The organism is Paraburkholderia sp. CI2, from assembly GCF_014201055.1.
Taxonomy (GTDB): Bacteria; Pseudomonadota; Gammaproteobacteria; order Burkholderiales; family Burkholderiaceae; genus Paraburkholderia; species Paraburkholderia tuberum.
This window is the reverse complement of the sequence record NZ_JACHDL010000008.1, coordinates 171,646-189,117: the sequence shown is the minus strand read 5'-3', so window position 1 is coordinate 189,117 and position 17,472 is coordinate 171,646. Positions and strand designations below refer to the sequence as shown.

The window sequence follows — 17,472 nt, the reverse complement described above, 5'->3', positions numbered from 1 at the left end:
GCTGCCGCAAATAGTGAACAAATCCGGCTGCGGCTGAAGACAAACGCCCGAAACACCAGGGTGTTGTCTTCGGCGGGCGCGCGGAGCGCCGCTGTGCGTCGGTGACGACGCCGGTGTTGTCTCGATCGTCGAGCGGCTGTCGACCCACATCGGCCCTCCAGCTTTCCCAAAAGCGGTCACTCGTAAGCGAAAATCGACGATGCCGCCCTGAGCCATGCCGCTGCTGTACGTCGCTACCGCACAAGCTTATTCCGAACTTCAAGCGCGTTCACAGCACGCTTCGGACGCTCGTTCAGTTCACCGTGACAACAATCTTCCCAACTTGCTCATTCGATTCAAGGAAGCGCGTTGCATCCTGGATTCGATCGAAGTCGAATGTCCGAGAGATCAAAGGCGAAAGAGCGCCGGATTCGAGACCCTCGTTGATAAACGCCTTGGCGCGTTCCAGCAGTTCGTCGTTGCTCGTGACCTCGATGTAAAGATAGCCCTTGAAGGTCAGACACTTGCCGAGCAAAGCGAACTGCGGAAACACCCCCTCGTCGGTGCTCAACGCGCCGTACTCGAGGAGGATGCCACCGAACGACATACACTCCGCAAGTTGAGCGATTGCTGGGCCGCCGATTGGATCGAACACGACGCGCGCTCCCTTGCCATCCGTGATTTCCTTCACTCGGGCCGCCAGGTCCTCCTCGATCGTGGCGATCACGTGGTGAGCCCCGGCATCCTGAAGCGGCTGCGCCTTCGCGCTGGTGCGGGTCGTTGCAATAACGGTTGCACCGACGCTCCGTGCGATCTGGATTGCAGCGATGCCAACGCTGCTCGATGCCGCCGACACGATCACGAAATCGTCGGCGCCCAGTTTCCCTTGCACAACCAGCGCACCCCACGCCGTAACGTACTGCATCCACGATGCAGCGGCCTGTTCGAAGCTTAGCCGCGCAGGATGTTTCACAACATACTTGGCCGGAATGTTGATCACTTCCCCGTAAGTTGGCCAACGCGACATGTCCAGGGTCGGAATGACGCTCACGGCATCGTTTTCGGAAAAATTAGTAACGTTTGCACCCAGCGTCTTCACGGTGCCCGCGGCCTCGTAGCCGAGCTGGGACGGAAATGCTGCTTCTTGAAGATATCGGCCGGTGCGAAACATGACCTCGGCACGGTTGAGCCCAATGGCCTTGACGGTAATTTGAACTTCGTCTACAGCGGGTGCGGGAACGTCCACGTCTTCAATGCGCAGGACGTTCGCATCGCCATATTCATGGAAACGGACAACTCGGGTCATAAAAAAACTCCTTTTGGGGTGAACTCAGCCTGGATCGCTGAGCATTCACTCCATTGTTTTGCCACGCGCCCGGAACCGCAATACTTCAATTTTTTATATATACTACCCAAAAGGGTAGTGTGACCAGACTGCCAAACGCTGCTGGGTTTGAAGGATTCTATGCCGAAGCGTCGCAAATACGACGAAGCGCCACCGTGCGCAATAGTTGCCACACTCAACCTGATCAATGGACGTTGGAAGGGTGTGGTCCTTTACTATCTGCTAACGAAAGGCACCATGAGGTTCAATGAGTTACAAAGGCACTTGCCCGGCTGCACACCCCGCTTACTTGTGAAGCAACTGCGTGAGCTCGAAGAAGATGCCTTCATCACGCGCACCGTCTATCCTGTCGTGCCTCCCAAGGTCGAATACGCATTGACGGATGAGGGACGCACGATCGGACCCATACTCTTGCAACTCAACGACTGGGGAGTGGGTTGGCTTGAACGGCGCGGTTTGCGACAGAAGACTGTCAAAGCGGCTTGAACCGAACAGAGCTCGTCCAATGCGCCCTCTACGCCCCATACGAGCTGGAGCGCGCACCCGATTGCTCACGAATCAGCCGTCAGCAATGAGCGGCCGGTTTTGGGCGAACTCGGTCCGCGCGTTCGAGCGACCATACGAGTTCGTTCGCGACTTTTTCTTTCATTGCACGATCTGCGCGCCCTTCCACTTTTCACAACACACGGACGTCGCGAACCAGACAAAAGGATTGAAAGGGCCGGGCGAGGTCAGATCGCAATTTTTCACGAACTGTGGCAGCGGACACGAGAGCTGAGCGCCGGCGACGGGCTCACGCTTGCGCACTGCTAGGCCTTCCCGGTTCGATGAGTGATTCGATCTGGAGCGGGTATGAACTGCATCGCGTCCGCCACCACTGCCTCAAGCATGGCACGCGTAGCGCCGTCGCGTGCCTGAACGTGCAGACCTTGCAGCACAGTCATTACGAAGCGTGCGAGCCGCTCGGCGTCCGTGCCCAATGGCAAATCGTGGCCCTTGACCCCGCGCTCGATGCGCCGTCGAACGCCCGCCTGCGCGTCGATCCGGCGTTGCCGCAAATCCTCCTCAACGATACTTGACCCCGCGGCACAATTCGCCGCTGCACCAGTCAGAAAGCAGCCGCGTGGATGTCCACTCGACGTATAGATCCTCACGGCCTCGAGCAGCATTCGCTCAAGCGCTTCCCGCAAGGTGATTGACTCGTAGAGAAATCGATAGATCCTCGCCGAGTACTGTTGGGTCCAGTAATCCGCAGCTGCGCGGAATAACGTTTCCTTGTTGCCAAACGCCGCATACACGCTAGGCGCAGTCAGGCCAGTTGCATTCAGCACGTCGGCCATCGACGTTGCTTCATAACCGTGCTGCCAGAACAGGTTGGTGACCGCCTGCAGTACAGCATCCTGATCGAAGCGACGACGAGCCGGACGGCTTGGTTTAATCTTATCCATAGCGATCATTATACGATGTAGATCATGTCAAGAGGGTCCGAGGTCGCGTGGGGCGTAGCGGAATATCGTTCTTTAAAGCAACAATGAGCAGCATACCATTAGTTTTTCTCTGCGGATCGATAAGAAACACGAATCGTCAGCTTTGATTGTTTTTCTATAATGATCGTTATAGTTAATTCAAACCGGTCACCGGGGACATTGAACTGGCTATCCGATCAACGAACATCACCAACGCTATGACGACTACCGAACTTTCAATCAAGCGCCGCTCCTTTCTCAAGGCAGGCGCCGCCGCGGGTGCCGCAGCGCTTGCTAGCGCACTCACCGCTTCAACCCCGGCGCGCGCCGCGGTGCGCGGCATCGAATTACCCGCCGCAACAACCGAGCCGACGCCATTCCAGATTCATGTGCCGCAGGCGCAACTCGACGACCTTCGCAGCCGTCTTGCCAACGTCATCTGGCCGAACAAAGAACCTGTCGACGACTGGTCGCAGGGGGTGCCGCTCGCGAGCATGCGTGAACTGACGGACTATTGGCGCGATCACTACGATTGGCGCCGTGTCGAAAGCCGTCTCAACAGTCTGGGCCAGCATCGAATCGAGATCGACGGTCTCGGCATCCATTTTCTGCACATCCGATCGAAGCACGCGAATGCGCTGCCCCTCCTGATGACCCACGGCTGGCCCGGCTCAATCGTAGAGTTCATGAAAGTCATCGATCCGCTGACCAACCCGACCGCCCATGGCGGGCGTGCCGAGGACGCGTTCCATCTCGTACTGCCGACTCTGCCGGGATACGGGTTCTCGGATAAACCGACCACCACCGGCTGGGACGATGCGCGGGTCGCGCGCACGTGGAATACGCTGATGGTCAAACTGGGTTATCGACGCTACGTCGCTCAAGGAGGAGACTGGGGAGCGTGCGTGACGACCGCGCTGGGCCAGCAACAGCCGAAGGAACTCGCCGGCATCCACCTTAATTGGGCATTCGTATTTCCGAAGCAAATACCCACGAGCGGCCTGCTGCCGGACGAAGAACAGGCAGTCCGCGACGTCGCGCAGTTCCGCGAAAAGGAAGGTAGCTACTACCACCAGCAGGCCACCAAACCGCAAACCATTGGCTATGCGTTATCGGATTCGCCCGTTGGGCTCGCGGCATGGATTTACGAAAAATTTCACTCGTGGACGGACAGCGGTGGCAAGCCGGAACGTGTGCTGACTCGCGACGAGATGCTCGATGACATCACGCTCTATTGGTTGACCGATACCGCTGCCTCTTCTGCGCGGATGTATTGGGAGAATCAGGGGGATCTCTATGCTGCCGGGCAGGTCAATGTGCCCGCTGCGGTAAGCGTGTTTCCGCACGAAATCTTCCGTGCTCCGGAACGCTGGACGCGCGACACGTTCCCACAGCTCGTCTATTTCAACAAGGTCGAGAAAGGCGGCCATTTCGCAGCTTTCGAACAGCCTGAGATATTCGTTCGCGAGTTGCGTGACGGCTTCCGGAAGATGCGTACCTGAGCGCGAAATGCACGATTGCGCGCGTTACGGTGTCAGCGGTGGCCGATCAACGCAACGATCGATTAGCGCCATTTATCAATTGCCGGCGCAGTTCGAATTGGGCGCCGTGACGCGTACTCCGTATATTGCAAAGCAAGGACGCACACTTTCGTTCGCGTCCATCCTTGATAGAGAGTTGAACATGAAATCGCTTATCCTCACGTTGGTCGCAGCGTCCTCATTGATCGCCTCGGCCACCTCGTTTGCCGGCGAGTCTGCACCCCTGACACGCGCGGAAGTTCGCGCTGAACTCGCGGATGCTCGCGCGGACGGTCGTGTCGGTGTGGTCGATCGCTACGATCACATCGGCCCTTCGGTCGTGCAGTCGGAAAGCGCGAGCCGCGAGTCGATCGCCAATAGCGACAAAAAAATCGACCGCAGTGGCTTTGGCGGCGTTCGTTCGCACAATGAAAGTGGAACGGCCGTGCGTCATCCCGCCCCCTTCGAACAAGTCTTCTTCGGCCACTGAGCGGGACGACACAGAGGCGCCGTGGCGACGCCGCGTAGTCCGGCGATCGCCCCGCTTCTTAAGCTGGGTGAATGCAAACGCCGGTCATACCTTCAACATCGCGGGATTGATCGGCAGCTTGCGGATACGCGTGCCGGTGGCAGCCGCCACTGCATTCGCTACGGCCGGGAATAGCGCCGACGTGCCCGCTTCGCCGATGCCGCCGGGCGCCTCGGCACTATCGATGATATGCGTTTCGATCGCCGGAGCCTCGTTAATGCGCATCACCCGATAGTCGTTGAAATTGCCCTGCTCAATGCGGCCGTTGCGGAACGTGATCTCGCCCCAGAGCACTGCCGACGACGCAAAGACGATGCCCCCTTCGATCTGCGCACGAATCGTGTCCGGATTCACGGTATGTCCGCAGTCGACTGCGCAGACAATCCGGCGGATCCGAACTTCTCCTTGCTCGTTCACTTCGACCTCTGCGACTTCAGCGAGATAGGACGCGAATGCAAACTGAACGCTAATGCCCCTGCCAACGCGGACTCCGGGTTTCGCTGCGGGAAGTGGCGTTGTCCAACCGGCTTCGCTTGCGACAGTCTCCAGGACACGTTTTGCACGAGGCTGATGCGCCAGCAGCGCACGGCGGTATTCGAACGGATCCTTGCCGGCAGCGTGCGCAAGCTCGTCCATGAAGCTCTCCACGACGAACACATTGTGCGTGGGGCCGACGCCACGCCACTTGCCAATCGGCATCGGCGTTTCGTAACGAACGTAGTTCACCTTCACGTTCGGAATGTCATATAGCAGATTGATCGCGCCGTTGACTGCGTCGGGATCGACGCCATTCTTGAACGTACTCGGCAGATAGCGTGCCATCACCGCGGCGCCGGTCACTTTGTGAGCCCAGGCTTGCGGTTGCCCACTCGAATCGAGAAGTGCCTCAATGCGGTTCAGGTAGTACGTCCGCGGCAGCCCGTGCTGAATATCCTCTTCCCGCGACCAGACGAATTTGACTGGCCCCTGTACCTGCTTCGCAAAACGAACCGACTGTGTCACGTAGTCCACTTCGAGACGGCGCCCGAACCCGCCGCCAAGGTATTGATTGTGCACGCGGACTTTTTCCAACGACAGACCGGTGACCTCGGCCGCAGTAGCCTGCGCGCGCGCCGGCACCTGGGTACCGCACCACACGTCGCAGCCGTCCGGTGTCACGTGGACCGTGCAATTCATCGGCTCCATCGTTGCATGAGCGAGAAAAGGCAATTCGTAGCGCGCTTCGATGCGATTTCCTTTTCCGTTCAGCGCATGCGCAACATCTCCGACTTGCTGCGCAACGACGCCGTCGTTCGCCGACGCCTCTTCCATCTTCGCGATCAAGGATGCGTTGGAGAACCGTGCGTTGACACCCTCGTCCCATTCGATAACCAATGCTGCCAGCCCCTGCCTGGCCGCCCACATATGGTCGGCGACCACCGCAACCGCGTCGTCGATTTGCACAACCTGCTTCACACCCGCAATCTGCAGGGCTAGCCGTGCGTCTACGCTCTTCAGCCGGCCGCCGACCACCGGACTAGCTGCCACCGTCGCGATGCGCATTCCCGGCACTCTCACGTCGATGCCAAAGCCTGCGCTACCATCTACCTTGGCGCGCGCGTCGAGCCGCTTGACGGGCGTACCGACCAGCTTGAAAGTATGCGGATCCTTCAGCGCAACGTTGTGTGGCAAGGGGAGCTTCGCTGCAAGCACGCTCAGCGGGCCATAGCTCAACGTGCGTCCCGTCGGCACATGCCTGACTGTGCCATTTTCAGCGCGACAGCTGGCTGGGTCTACTTTCCAGTTCATCGCCGCGGCATTGACAAGCAATACGCGACAAGCGGCACCGGCCTGCCGCATCGGTAACCATTCGCTTCGAGTCGATGCAGATGCTCCGGTAATCTGACTGCCGATCACCGGGTCGCGATACAGAACGTCGTTGGCGGGCGCGTGTTCAAGTGCGATGTTGTCGAGCGCGATCTCCAACTCCTCCGCAATCAGCATGGGGATCGATGTGTAAGAGCCCTGCCCCATCTCCACGCGCGGCATGATGAGCGTGACCTGCCCCGAGGGCGCGATCCGAATGAACGCGTCGGGTGCGAACACATTTGCCTCGTAACTATCCGGGACGATCGGCGCCGCATCGACTGCGGTCGGAAAAGCGATACCGAGCATGAGCCCCCCGCCCGCCGCCGAGAACATCTTCAGGAATTGACGCCGCGATAATGGTGCGCGCGCGGGTGACATGTTAGACATACAGTAAATCCCTCGTCGATTGCGGGCAGTCGCTCAGCTGCCGTTGCCGTTGCCGTTGCCGTTGCCGTTGCCGTTGCCGTTGCCGTTGCCGTTGCCGTTGCCGTTGCCGTTGCCGTTGCCGTTGCCGTCAACGGTAGCGTGCGTTACGTCGAGGATAGGCGCCATGAACGCGCAATTGGGGTGAATTCTTGTGAAATGACGTGAGCGGCGCGGCCAGGCCGCGCCGCCGAGGGAACGTCAGTACATCGGCAGATAGTCCACCGGCACCCAGACATAACCTTTGCCCGCTTTGCGCAGATGGCCGATACCCGGGAACGAGATGTGCGCGGTTCCAACCAAGTAGCCACGCTCAGCCTCCTCGTCGAAAATCCTGCGGCGCGACACGATTGCCTCCTTGGAGTCGTTATCGAAGGCGATGGTGATCGACGGATTGTCGAATTGAACAGCGGGCAGATGGATAATGTCGCCGCAGATCAACATCGTCTGACCGTTGCTGTCCACGCGATAGACCGTATGTCCTTCAGTGTGCCACGGCGCAGGAACGCTACGAATGCCCGGGATCAGCTGAGTTGCGCCTTCGAACGGCTGGAAGTGGCCAGCCTGGATGTAGGGCGTCAACGCCGCGGTTGCCTCCCCAAAGCGGAAGTCGTTGGGCGCCTGCTTAGTGTTTGCTTCATTCAGCCACTCCGCAGCCTCGTGCCGGTCCGCTCGTACGATCGCATTCGGGAAGGTCATTTTTCCGTCGGTCACCAGACCGCCGACGTGATCCGGATGAAAGTGCGTGACGTAGATTTCGTCAATCTGCTCCGGCTGATAACCCGCAGCTTTTCAGGTTCGCCAGCAGATGCCCTGCTCCCGGCCCATACCCTCGATCAAAGGCTCCGAGCCCAGCGTCGATAAGCACCAGCTTCGACCCGGTGTTAATCAGGTAGGCATTGATCGACATGTTGATCGGGTTCGACAGGAACGCACGCTTGAGTCCCTGATTGACTACCGCCGGGGTGGTGTTCGTCATCAGTTTCGCGACCGGCGCAGCGAATGTGCCGTCGGAAATCGTGGTCACCTCAAAGTCACCGAGCATGATCCGGTAGTAGCCTGGCGCCGATGTCTTGACCATCGGCGCTGCCGCATAAGCAGGGGCGGTCATGACGCCAAGCAGTGCACCGGCCACGACTAGAATTAACATCTTCGAAGACCGTAGAACCTTGTGTTTGTTGAGCATTCGTTTTCCCTTGTTTATCGGTCTGATCGCACCGCGCCGGTTGGCGACGTATGCGCAATTCCGCTGCCTCGCGCGTGCGTAAGTCACTTGCGAAGCAACGGAACTTATCGACGATGCCAAGTGGACGATGCCGGCTGGGGAATACTACGAAAGATGCATGCCATGACCTGGACAAGAAAAATCAGGTCGCGAACGAAAACTGATGCTTGCGTGGTCTCAAGCCGCAAAAATCAGCCTTGTTCCGCGTTAGCCGCAGCAACGGCGTGAGGAAGATCGCGCCGCAATTCGGTCCAACGCAGGATTGCATCGAGCGCTGGGCACAGTGCCTGCCCGACTTCAGTGAGGCGGTATTCCACCTTGGGAGGCACTTCGGGATAGACCGTGCGTTGGACGACACCGTCGCTCTCCAGCTCACGCAAATGCTGGCTCAGCATTTTCTGCGACACCCCATCAATTCTGCGCTCCAGTTCTGAAAACCGCAGGACCGACTCACTGAACAGATGAAAGATGATGATCATCTTCCAGCGGCCTTCGAGAACACGCAAGGCATCCTCGACACCAGCAGCTGCCGCCTCTGGTGTCCAATCATCGTACTTACTCGCAGGTAAGTACGCCACTTTCTCGTGCGTACTTGTCATGATGTCACTTAAGGAGCGATCCTTCGCATTCGCAAATCAATGCCACAAGGCCGAAAGGAGTGCACTTGCAAGTTCAACTACCGCCGCTGATCGCGGCCTACTTCGATGCCGTCAACGCCGAAGCAATTGAGGAACAGGTCGCCTGTTTTTCGATCGACGCAAATGTCAACGATGTCGGCGAACACAAGACCATGGCGGGACATGACGCGATCCGCAAATGGCTTACCGACACCGCGAAAGCATACCGCTTTACCGTAACTCCTGCTGATTGCCAGAAATCGGGAGACACCGTCTGGACCGTCCAGACACAGATCGCCGGCAGCTTCCCAGGCAGTCCGCTTCCCTTTGCATATACTTTCACCGTCGCTGAAGGCAGCATTCACACAGTGTTGATCGAGCAAAAATGACAATGCCACCCATGATCGAATTATCCCGCGAACTCATCGGTAAGCGAGCGCTCGTCACTGGGGGCACCAAAGGAATGGGCGAGGCGATCGTGCGGCGGCTGCGCGCAGCGGGTGCCACGGTCTTCACGACAGCGCGCACCGCCCCAGCGACGTTGGAACACGAAGATCTTTTCCTTGCTGCGGACATTGGCACCGCGGAAGGCGCGGCACGCGTTGTCGAAGCAGCGCTCGCACGACTTGGGACTGTGGATATTCTCGTCAACAACGTCGGAGGCTCTTCCGCCCCCCCTGGCGGAGCACTAGCGCTCGACGATGCCCTTTGGCAGGCCGCACTCGACCAGAATTTGCTTGCAGCCGTGCGGCTTGACCGCGGGCTCCTCCCACCGATGCTGGCGCAAGGTTACGGTGTCATCGTGCACATCTCGTCGATTCAGCGCCGTCTGCCGCTATACGACGCAACACTGGCCTACGCGGCCGCGAAAGCCGCCTTGACCAACTATAGCAAGGGCCTGTCGAACCAGTTCTCGGGGTCCGGCATCCGGATCAACACTGTGGCGCCAGGTTTCATCGAAACGACGGCCGCTACGGCGCTCATCGAGCGAATCGCCAGTGCATCGAACACGGACGCCGATGGCGCACGTCAGATACTGATGGACTCGCTCGGTGGAATTCCGCTGGGCCGTCCCGGACGGCCGGACGAGGTCGCGGAACTGGTCGCGTTCCTTGTCTCCGAGCGCGCTTCGTCGATCACGGGCAGCGAGTACGTGATCGATGGTGGCACTATTCCAACTGTGTGAAGTTAGAAAAATGAGAGCCCCGAACGATTTCGTTCGGGGGTCTTGTGCTGCCGCTCCTAAGATGCAGCGATCCGCGTCTTTCGAATCGGACCGGGCCAAACCTCGGTTGCCTCACAACGGTGCAATGACGGCGACACCGTCGGCGGCTAGCACGCCCTCACCGGCGCGCAGAACGAAAACCAGGTTGATCTCCGCTTCGATGAGTCGCTCGCCAAGCTGCGCAGCCATTCGCGAGAACGCGACGAGCGCAGAAACTGTGGCATCGACATCCGCTCTCGGTTGGCCGCGATAACCGTCGAGCAGCGGCCACGTCTTTAGCGACTGGGGCATCGTCAATACCTCCTCGTGCGATAGAGGGGCGCTTGCGGGCAGCAACTTCATCGTCGTATCCTTGAACAGCTCCGCTGTGACGCCGCCCATTCCCAGCAGGACCGCCGTGCCAAGCGAATCTCGGTGCAGTCCAAAGAGAAGCTCAATTCCACCTGTCACCATTTGCCGGGCGTCTATCCTTAACGAAGGCTAACCGCATCGCACATCGATCAGCGTCCGGCACGCCAAGGCAGGAAGCAGAGATCACGCGTGTCGCGTTTCGCACCACGATGGACGAGTGGATAGTCCACGGACACTACCGCGCGACGTGGCAAGCCGGTATCACATCTATCGCAGCGCTGCGACTAAAGCAGGAACCGAGCAACACATTCAAGATCACTCTCTCCGGCGAACATTTCGACCAGCCGCAAATCGAAGAAAATATCGCACCCCTCCTCCCGCCTCTTGGCGGACAGATTCGCAAACGGCTCGCTGCATCCTGCAGCCCAGACGGCGCTCGCTGGAACGTCATATTTCGTCTGTTCCGTAGGCAACCCATCAACTATTTCCTTGACGACAAAAGCGCAATCGCGCTCCAGCCCTGTCCATTAACGTTGACGCGCACGCTTAACGGAAATTCACAACGTTGCACTGTATCGGTTCAGGCCGCTCGCGCATTATCAATCTGGTCGATACCTTCGAGCTCGCCTGGCCTGTCGTGGCGACCTCAGCTAACAAGGGAGCCCGCGCCACCCGCGCATGCTCTTTCAGCACAAGAAGGAATCTTTCCCAACCTTTATGCGGGCTCAGCGATATGAACGCATCCGACACATCATTAAACGGCTCGATTGCCCTCTACAGCGATTTCGATAAGCAGTACATCTCGGGACAGTCCCGCTATGGAAACGGCAACGGCGAAATCCGGGACCTCGATCCATATACGAGTGCCGTCCTCACGGAAATTCCGGTGGCCAGCCGCTCGGATGTCGATGACGCATTTCAGGCAGCCCATACAGCGCAAGTCGAATGGGCTCGAACCAGCGCGGCCGAGCGCGCCGGAGTCCTGTTGCGCGCAGCCACGATCATGGAGCGTCGCAAGGAGGAGATCGTCGGCTGGCTGATCCGCGAGTCGGGGAGCACGCGCATTAAGGCAACACTTGAATGGCAGGCCGTCAACGCGATGATGACGCAGTTCGCCGGCTACCCTTATCAGGCTAAGGGTGAAATCCTACCCGCAGACGTGCCCGGGAAGGAGCATCGGGTGTATCGCCGTCCCATAGGGGTGGTGAGCGTAATCAGCCCGTGGAACTGGCCACTGCACCTGACTACCCGCTCAATCGCTCCAGCCTTGGCACTAGGCAACGCGGTCGTCGTGAAGCCGGCGAGCGAAACGCCCGTGACCGGCGGGCTGCTGCTCGCGCGCCTGTTCGAAGAGGCCGGTCTGCCGCCCGGTCTGCTGAATGTCGTGATCGGCAACTCGTCGGAGATTGGTGATCATTTCGTGACGCATCCGCTATCGCCATTCGTTTCTTTCACTGGATCAACGCCGGTTGGCCGACATGTAGGTTCGCTTGCGATGACAGGGCCAACTTTGAAACGCGCAGCCCTCGAACTGGGAGGCAACGCCCCGCTCGTGGTGCTCGAAGACGCAGATCTGGAACTAGCGGTTCATGCCGCGATTGTCGGAAAATTTCTGCATCAGGGACAGATTTGCGTGGCCACCAACCGGATCATGGTGCATCGGTCGATACATGATTCCTTTGTTGAGGCCTTTGTGGCACGCGCATCCGCACTCAAGGTCGGCAACCCAAACGATGCCGATACGGTCATTGGTCCAGTCATCAGCCAGCGTCAAGCCGACGCGCTCAAAAGGTTGCTGGCCCGAGGTCTCGAACAAGGCGCCAAGCCCGTACTCGGCGGCCAATTCAATGGGCTGGTTTTACCGCCACAGGTGCTGACAGGCGTGCAGCCTGAACACGAACTCGCACTACAGGAAAGCTTCGGCCCCATTGCGCCAATACTGACGTTTAACAACGAAGAAGAGGCATTGGAGGCAGTGAACGGCACGGAATTCGGCCTGTCCAGCGCGGTGTTCACCCGCGACCTGGAGCGCGGCGCACGCATCGCGAGTCAGGTGGAAGCGGGTATGACCCATATCAACGACTTCACGGCCAATGACTACCCGAACACGCCGTTCGGCGGCGAAAAGAATTCCGGACTCGGCCGCTTCGGCGGACAGTGGATCATTGACGAGATGACCCGCACACACTGGGTTTCCGTGCAGCACGCACCACGGACGTACCCGTTCTAACGCACCGCCCCACAAGGAGTACCGCATCATGCCTCAAGTCATTCGCAAGACCTTCTTCATCACAGGTGTGAGCACCGGCTTTGGGCGCGCGTTTTCCGAAGCGGCGCTGGCCGATGGCCACCGCGTTGTCGGCACGTTGCGCAACGAGCAGGCCCGTGCGGAATTCGACCAACTGGCCCACGGTCGCTCGTTCGGCCGCCTGCTTGACGTCACCGACACAGATGCCATTGCACCGACTGTGGCAGAAGTCGAAAAGAACATTGGTCCGATCGACGTGTTGATCAACAACGCCGGCTACGGTCATGAGGGTACGATCGAAGAATCGCCACTTGAAGACTTGCGCCGTCAGTTCGACGTCAATGTGTTCGGCGCAGTCGCGGTAATCAAGGCCGTGCTGCCGTTCATGCGCGAACGCCGCTCGGGGCACATCATCAATATCACATCGATGGGCGGCCTCGTAACGTTCCCTGGACTTGGCTATTACAACAGCAGCAAGTTCGCGCTGGAGGGCCTGTCCGAAGCGCTTGCGAAGGAAATGAAACCCTTCGGCATTGCCGTCACGGCGGTCGAACCGGGCGGTTTCCGGACCGATTGGGCAGGCCGGTCGATGATCCGCGGCGCACGCAGCATAGCCGACTACGACGCCACCTTCGAGCCTGTCCGCAAGACGCGTCAGGAGCGCAGCGGGAAACAGATTGGCGATCCATCCAAAGCCGCACGAGCCATCCTGACGCTTGTGCAGTCGGTCAATCCGCCATTCCATTTGCTGCTCGGTAGCGACGCACTTGGTTTCGTGCGTGAAAAGCTTGCGAGCCTCGACAGCGATATTAAAACGTGGGAACCACTCACGCTGTCGACCGACGTTGACGCTTAGATTGCGTCAACGCCTGATATAGGCATGCCCTCGCCAGGCCTGGAAGCGCACCTGTCTCCGCCCTATCCCGTCAAATTGAAGGATTTCACCATGTCGAATCACATTTCCGCTGCACATGCCGGTCAGTTCATGGTCGGTGGCGATATTCCCGTCAACCGTCTCGGCTTCGGGGCAATGCGCATTACCGGCCCCGGCATCTGGGGCGAACCGGAAGACCCACAGGGCGTCCGGGACACGTTGCTGCGCTTGCCGGAGATAGGCGTCAATCTTATCGACACCGCCGACAGCTACGGCCCATTCGTCAGCGAAAATCTGATTCGCGAAGTCCTGCATCCGTACACCAACATGTTGATAGCGACAAAGGGCGCGCTCACCCGGCCTGCCGCGGACGCATTCTGGGAACCGGTTGGACGCCCGGCTTACTTGCGGCAATGCGTGCGGATGAGCCTGCGACGATTGAACGTCGATCGCATCGATCTCTGGCAACTGCATCGAATCGATCCTAAAACACCTCGTGAAGAGCAATTCGAGGTGGTCGCCGAGATGCGCAAAGAAGGTCTGATTCGCCACGTGGGTCTAAGCGAAGTTAGCGTCGAGGATATCGAGGCCGCCCAAAAGTACTTCCCGGTAGCAACCGTGCAGAACGAGTACAACCTCGTCAATCGAAAGAGCGAAGCCGTGCTGAATTACTGCGAGCAACAAGGTATCGGCTTCATTCCATGGTTTCCGCTCGCCGCGGGCGATCTTGCGCGGCCCGGCTCAGTTCTGTCGGATATCGCGGAGCGGCTCGGTCTCACGACGTCGCAAGTCGCGCTGGCCTGGATCCTCAAACGGTCGCCAGTGATGTTGCCGATCCCGGGAACATCGCGCGTGAAACACTTGGAGCAAAACGTGGCGGCGGCGGCAGTCCCGCTGGCCAAGGCCGACTTCGACGCGCTCGAAAAGGTAGCGCAAGCAAGCACGTAGAACAAGCGCGGCCTCAGCGCACGCCGAAGTGATCCGGACAGCGGCGACCGGCGGCATGGCAGGTATGTGTGCCGATGGTGGCAGCCCAGCCTGACGTTTGGACAAGCAAACGTCACCGCAAGGCGGGACGTCGCTATGCGGCGCCCGCCGCCATTTTTGCTTCTTGTACGGCTGCGCCGATCCCCTCGCCACGCTCTGGACGTTCGTCCTGCTTGACCGCCGTCGGGCAGCGCCGAGTACGGCTCGAGCTTCGCATTCGCGGCGATCAATCCGTTCACGCGTGCTTCATGCGCTTAAACCGGGGATACCCACCATGGATTTTAGTGACGCAGTTGATCTGTCACGCGTGCAGTTCGCAATGACAGCGATTTTCCACATTCTGTGGCCAATCCTGACGATCAGCCTGGCTGCCTTTCTCTTATTGATCGAGCTGCTATGGCTTAAAACTAACGACGTCATGTACTACCGGCACGCGCGATTCTGGAGCAAGCTGCTCCTCTTGAACTTCGCCGTTGGCGTGGTAAGTGGAATTCCGATGGAGTTCCAGTTCGGTACCAACTGGGCAGGATTCTCGAAATATAGCGGCCAATTCGTAGGCAACATTCTCGGCTTTGAGGGCGCGATGGCTTTCATGCTGGAAGCCGGCTTCATCGGTGTGATGCTGCTCGGCTGGGGACGCGTGCCTCGCGGTGTGCACCTGTTCGCCACCGCGATGGTTGCGTTGGGCTCCAGTCTCTCCGCGTTTTGGATCATGGTTGCCAACTCATGGATGCAGACGCCCGCAGGTGTCACGGTAGTGAACGGCAAAATCGTCGTGACGGATTATGTCGCAGCTATTTTCAATCCGGACATGGCATGGGGCGTTTCGCATATGTGGATGGCCGCAATCGAGACCGGCATGTTCGTGATCGCCGGAATTTCCGCCTACAACCTGCTGCGCAGGCGGCATACCGAGTTCTTCGTCCGCTCGTTCAAAATCGCATTGCTCGCGCTGCTGTTCGTCGCTCCGATTCAAATCTGGTTGGGCGACTCGAGTGGCGGCGCCGTGTTCGCATCGCAGCCCGCAAAGGGTGCGGCTATCGAAGGCCATTGGAAGACTAACAAACCCGGCACTGGCGCCCCATGGTCGCTGCTGGCGTGGCCGAACCAAAATGAGCAACGCAATGACTGGTCGATCGAGGTCCCGGGTCTATTGAGCGTTATCGCCACACACTCTCTGGATGGACAGGTGAAGGGGCTGATGGAGTTCCCCGCTACGGATCAGCCGCCCATGTTGCCGTTGCTTTACTACGCATTTCGTGTGATGGCGGGAGTCGGCTTCGTAGTTATGTTACTGGCCTTCTGGACAGTCTATGGGCTCCGCAAGATGCGTGGCAGTCTCGATCGGCTATTGGCTCAGCCGAAGCTTCTGCTCGCATGGGTCTTATGCATCCCGCTGCCCTACCTCGCTGTGGAGTGCGGATGGATCGTCCGTGAAGTGGGAAGGCAACCGTGGGTGGTGTACGGTTTGCTTCGTACCAGCGCCGCGGCGTCACAAGTCGGCGCATCTGCGGTGTCCGGAAGCATCGCGATGTTCTTCACGTTTTATCTTGTGCTTTTGGTCACCTTCTTCGCCTTGGCTCGGGCGTGGCTACGCAAAGGTCCGGACCTCACAATCCTTCCGCCGACTATCGTCCTCACACAGGCCGTAGTTACAGTCGACTAATCTTAGGCGGCCACTTTTCAGAAGCGAGGATGTCCCATGGAAAGCACCACTCATACAATGCTCGCGATCACCTGGTTCGGCTTACTGGGTCTGATGCTGGCGTTCTACGTCGTGACGGATGGCTTCGATCTCGGCGTTGGAATTCTAAGCCTTCTAAGGCGAAATCGCGAAGACCACGACGTGATGGTCAAGACTATCAGCCACGTATGGGACGCCAATGAAACCTGGTTAGTCGTGCTAGGTGGAGCGCTGTTTGGTGCGTTTCCCGCCGCATACGCATTGTTGCTTCAAAACCTGTACGTGCCAGTGATGGCGCTGATCGCCGGATTGATCATGCGCGGTGCGGCAATCGAATTCCGTCACAGCGTGGAGCACGGCCGACTGTGGGATACGGTGTTTGGCATCGGCAGTCTCGTCGCGGCGGCGTCGCAGGGTATTGTGCTCGGAAAAATCCTTACTGGCCTGTTACCTGGTGGTCTCAGCGGGCTCTTCGTGACCGTTTCGGCAGGCGGCGTGGTTGCGGGCTATTCGCTGCTCGGCGCAACGTACCTCATGAAAAAGACGGTCGACTCCATCGAACGATGGGCGCGGCGCATAGCTCTGATATGCGCCTTGCTGACGGTCGCAGCCGCGCTGCTGATGACGGCGGCGACGTGGTTTTTCAGTGGCATCGGTCACATTCGCTGGACTCAGCCTGGAGTCTTCCACCTGTTGATCGCACTCGGTTTCGCAGCAGCACTATGCTTCGCCTATCTCGTCGTTTCGCTCAATAGTGGCAACACGTCCGGACCATTTCGTGCGTCGGTTGCCCTGTTTCTCTTCTCGTTCGCCGGGCTCGTCATCAGCCTGTTTCCCGATTTCATTCCCGGTAAGTTAGGCATTGTGGATGCCGCGTCCGATTCGCCGACGCTGATCTTCATGCTCGTGGGCATCGGACTGATTTTTCCGGTGATGATCGGCTATAACCTTTTCCAGTACTTCATCTTCCGTGGGAAGGTCACCCGTAGACCGCATTAAAACTGTCATCGTTGCGTCAATACGGTGTCAACAGGCGACCCATGCGAGTCCTCAAGTGCGGCGGAGCCTTACCGGGCAATCGTTTGGAGCGTGAGAAATAAATTCGTTACCGGCCTGCGCCGGGTGGGTGCCGCTTCCTCAGGTGGGAGCCG

17 protein-coding genes and 1 pseudogene are annotated in these 17,472 nt (G+C 58.8%); 10 read left to right on the top strand and 8 right to left on the bottom strand.

Annotation, left to right across the window (positions count from 1 at the left end):
• Window positions 1–292 precede the first annotated feature (292 nt).
• Window positions 293–1,285 carry a zinc-dependent alcohol dehydrogenase family protein gene (locus HDG32_RS14130; RefSeq protein WP_184067827.1) on the bottom strand — a complete coding sequence of 331 codons (993 nt, stop codon included), beginning with the start codon at window positions 1,283–1,285 and terminating at the stop codon, window positions 293–295.
• 159 nt (window positions 1,286–1,444) lie between these two features.
• On the opposite strand from HDG32_RS14130, the gene HDG32_RS14125 reads away from it, so the two are divergent.
• Complete coding sequence (locus HDG32_RS14125) at window positions 1,445–1,810, top strand: helix-turn-helix domain-containing protein (RefSeq protein WP_184067824.1); 366 nt, start codon at window positions 1,445–1,447, stop codon at window positions 1,808–1,810.
• Window positions 1,811–2,133: 323 nt separating this feature from the next.
• On the opposite strand, the gene HDG32_RS14120 is transcribed toward HDG32_RS14125, so the two are convergent.
• On the bottom strand, window positions 2,134–2,772 hold the full coding sequence (locus HDG32_RS14120; protein WP_184067821.1) for a TetR/AcrR family transcriptional regulator: 639 nt from the start codon (window positions 2,770–2,772) through the stop codon (window positions 2,134–2,136).
• Window positions 2,773–3,008: 236 nt separating this feature from the next.
• On the opposite strand from HDG32_RS14120, the gene HDG32_RS14115 reads away from it, so the two are divergent.
• Window positions 3,009–4,292, top strand: coding sequence for an epoxide hydrolase family protein (locus HDG32_RS14115; RefSeq protein WP_184067817.1), 1,284 nt, complete (start codon window positions 3,009–3,011; stop codon window positions 4,290–4,292).
• 181 nt (window positions 4,293–4,473) lie between these two features.
• Window positions 4,474–4,800 (top strand): DUF4148 domain-containing protein, encoded by a 327-nt coding sequence (locus HDG32_RS14110; RefSeq protein ID WP_184067814.1) that lies wholly within the window; start codon window positions 4,474–4,476, stop codon window positions 4,798–4,800.
• 84 nt (window positions 4,801–4,884) lie between these two features.
• Here the strand turns inward: HDG32_RS14110 and HDG32_RS14105 are convergent, their stop codons facing one another.
• From HDG32_RS14105 to HDG32_RS14095, 5 genes are all read right to left on the bottom strand, one after another.
• On the bottom strand, window positions 4,885–7,074 hold the full coding sequence (locus HDG32_RS14105) for a xanthine dehydrogenase family protein molybdopterin-binding subunit (RefSeq protein ID WP_184067811.1): 2,190 nt from the start codon (window positions 7,072–7,074) through the stop codon (window positions 4,885–4,887).
• A 33-nt stretch (window positions 7,075–7,107) separates the two neighbouring features.
• The gene (locus HDG32_RS36380) at window positions 7,108–7,239 is read right to left on the bottom strand and encodes a hypothetical protein (protein WP_260336449.1); all 132 of its coding nucleotides are present in this window, start codon (window positions 7,237–7,239) and stop codon (window positions 7,108–7,110) included.
• 72 nt (window positions 7,240–7,311) lie between these two features.
• Window positions 7,312–7,866 carry an MBL fold metallo-hydrolase gene (locus HDG32_RS37020; RefSeq protein WP_311539873.1) on the bottom strand — a complete coding sequence of 185 codons (555 nt, stop codon included), beginning with the start codon at window positions 7,864–7,866 and terminating at the stop codon, window positions 7,312–7,314.
• A gap of 4 nt (window positions 7,867–7,870) precedes the next feature.
• Window positions 7,871–8,296: a hypothetical protein gene (locus HDG32_RS37015; RefSeq protein ID WP_311539856.1), complete on the bottom strand. Its 426-nt coding sequence runs from the start codon at window positions 8,294–8,296 to the stop codon at window positions 7,871–7,873.
• 230 nt (window positions 8,297–8,526) lie between these two features.
• Complete coding sequence (locus tag HDG32_RS14095) at window positions 8,527–8,934, bottom strand: helix-turn-helix domain-containing protein (protein WP_184067808.1); 408 nt, start codon at window positions 8,932–8,934, stop codon at window positions 8,527–8,529.
• A 65-nt stretch (window positions 8,935–8,999) separates the two neighbouring features.
• Here HDG32_RS14095 and HDG32_RS14090 point away from each other — a divergent pair, with 65 nt between their 5' ends.
• Both HDG32_RS14090 and HDG32_RS14085 read left to right on the top strand, forming a co-directional pair.
• Complete coding sequence (locus tag HDG32_RS14090; RefSeq protein ID WP_184067805.1) at window positions 9,000–9,341, top strand: nuclear transport factor 2 family protein; 342 nt, start codon at window positions 9,000–9,002, stop codon at window positions 9,339–9,341.
• A gap of 11 nt (window positions 9,342–9,352) precedes the next feature.
• Window positions 9,353–10,138, top strand: coding sequence for an SDR family oxidoreductase (locus HDG32_RS14085; RefSeq protein ID WP_221307729.1), 786 nt, complete (start codon window positions 9,353–9,355; stop codon window positions 10,136–10,138).
• A 111-nt stretch (window positions 10,139–10,249) separates the two neighbouring features.
• On the opposite strand, the pseudogene HDG32_RS14080 reads toward HDG32_RS14085, so the two are convergent.
• A pseudogene (locus tag HDG32_RS14080) lies at window positions 10,250–10,630 on the bottom strand (acetate--CoA ligase family protein); the annotation flags it as partial.
• Between the two features lie 631 nt (window positions 10,631–11,261).
• On the opposite strand from HDG32_RS14080, the gene HDG32_RS14075 reads away from it, so the two are divergent.
• From HDG32_RS14075 to HDG32_RS14055, 5 genes are all read left to right on the top strand, one after another.
• On the top strand, window positions 11,262–12,758 hold the full coding sequence (locus tag HDG32_RS14075) for an aldehyde dehydrogenase family protein (RefSeq protein WP_184067799.1): 1,497 nt from the start codon (window positions 11,262–11,264) through the stop codon (window positions 12,756–12,758).
• A gap of 28 nt (window positions 12,759–12,786) precedes the next feature.
• Window positions 12,787–13,632: an oxidoreductase gene (locus tag HDG32_RS14070; RefSeq protein WP_184067796.1), complete on the top strand. Its 846-nt coding sequence runs from the start codon at window positions 12,787–12,789 to the stop codon at window positions 13,630–13,632.
• Window positions 13,633–13,722: 90 nt separating this feature from the next.
• Window positions 13,723–14,598: an aldo/keto reductase gene (locus HDG32_RS14065; RefSeq protein ID WP_184067793.1), complete on the top strand. Its 876-nt coding sequence runs from the start codon at window positions 13,723–13,725 to the stop codon at window positions 14,596–14,598.
• A gap of 313 nt (window positions 14,599–14,911) precedes the next feature.
• Window positions 14,912–16,303, top strand: coding sequence for a cytochrome ubiquinol oxidase subunit I (locus tag HDG32_RS14060; protein WP_184067790.1), 1,392 nt, complete (start codon window positions 14,912–14,914; stop codon window positions 16,301–16,303).
• A 36-nt stretch (window positions 16,304–16,339) separates the two neighbouring features.
• The gene (locus tag HDG32_RS14055) at window positions 16,340–17,320 is read left to right on the top strand and encodes a cytochrome d ubiquinol oxidase subunit II (RefSeq protein WP_184067786.1); all 981 of its coding nucleotides are present in this window, start codon (window positions 16,340–16,342) and stop codon (window positions 17,318–17,320) included.
• The last annotated feature ends 152 nt before the right edge of the window (window positions 17,321–17,472 follow it).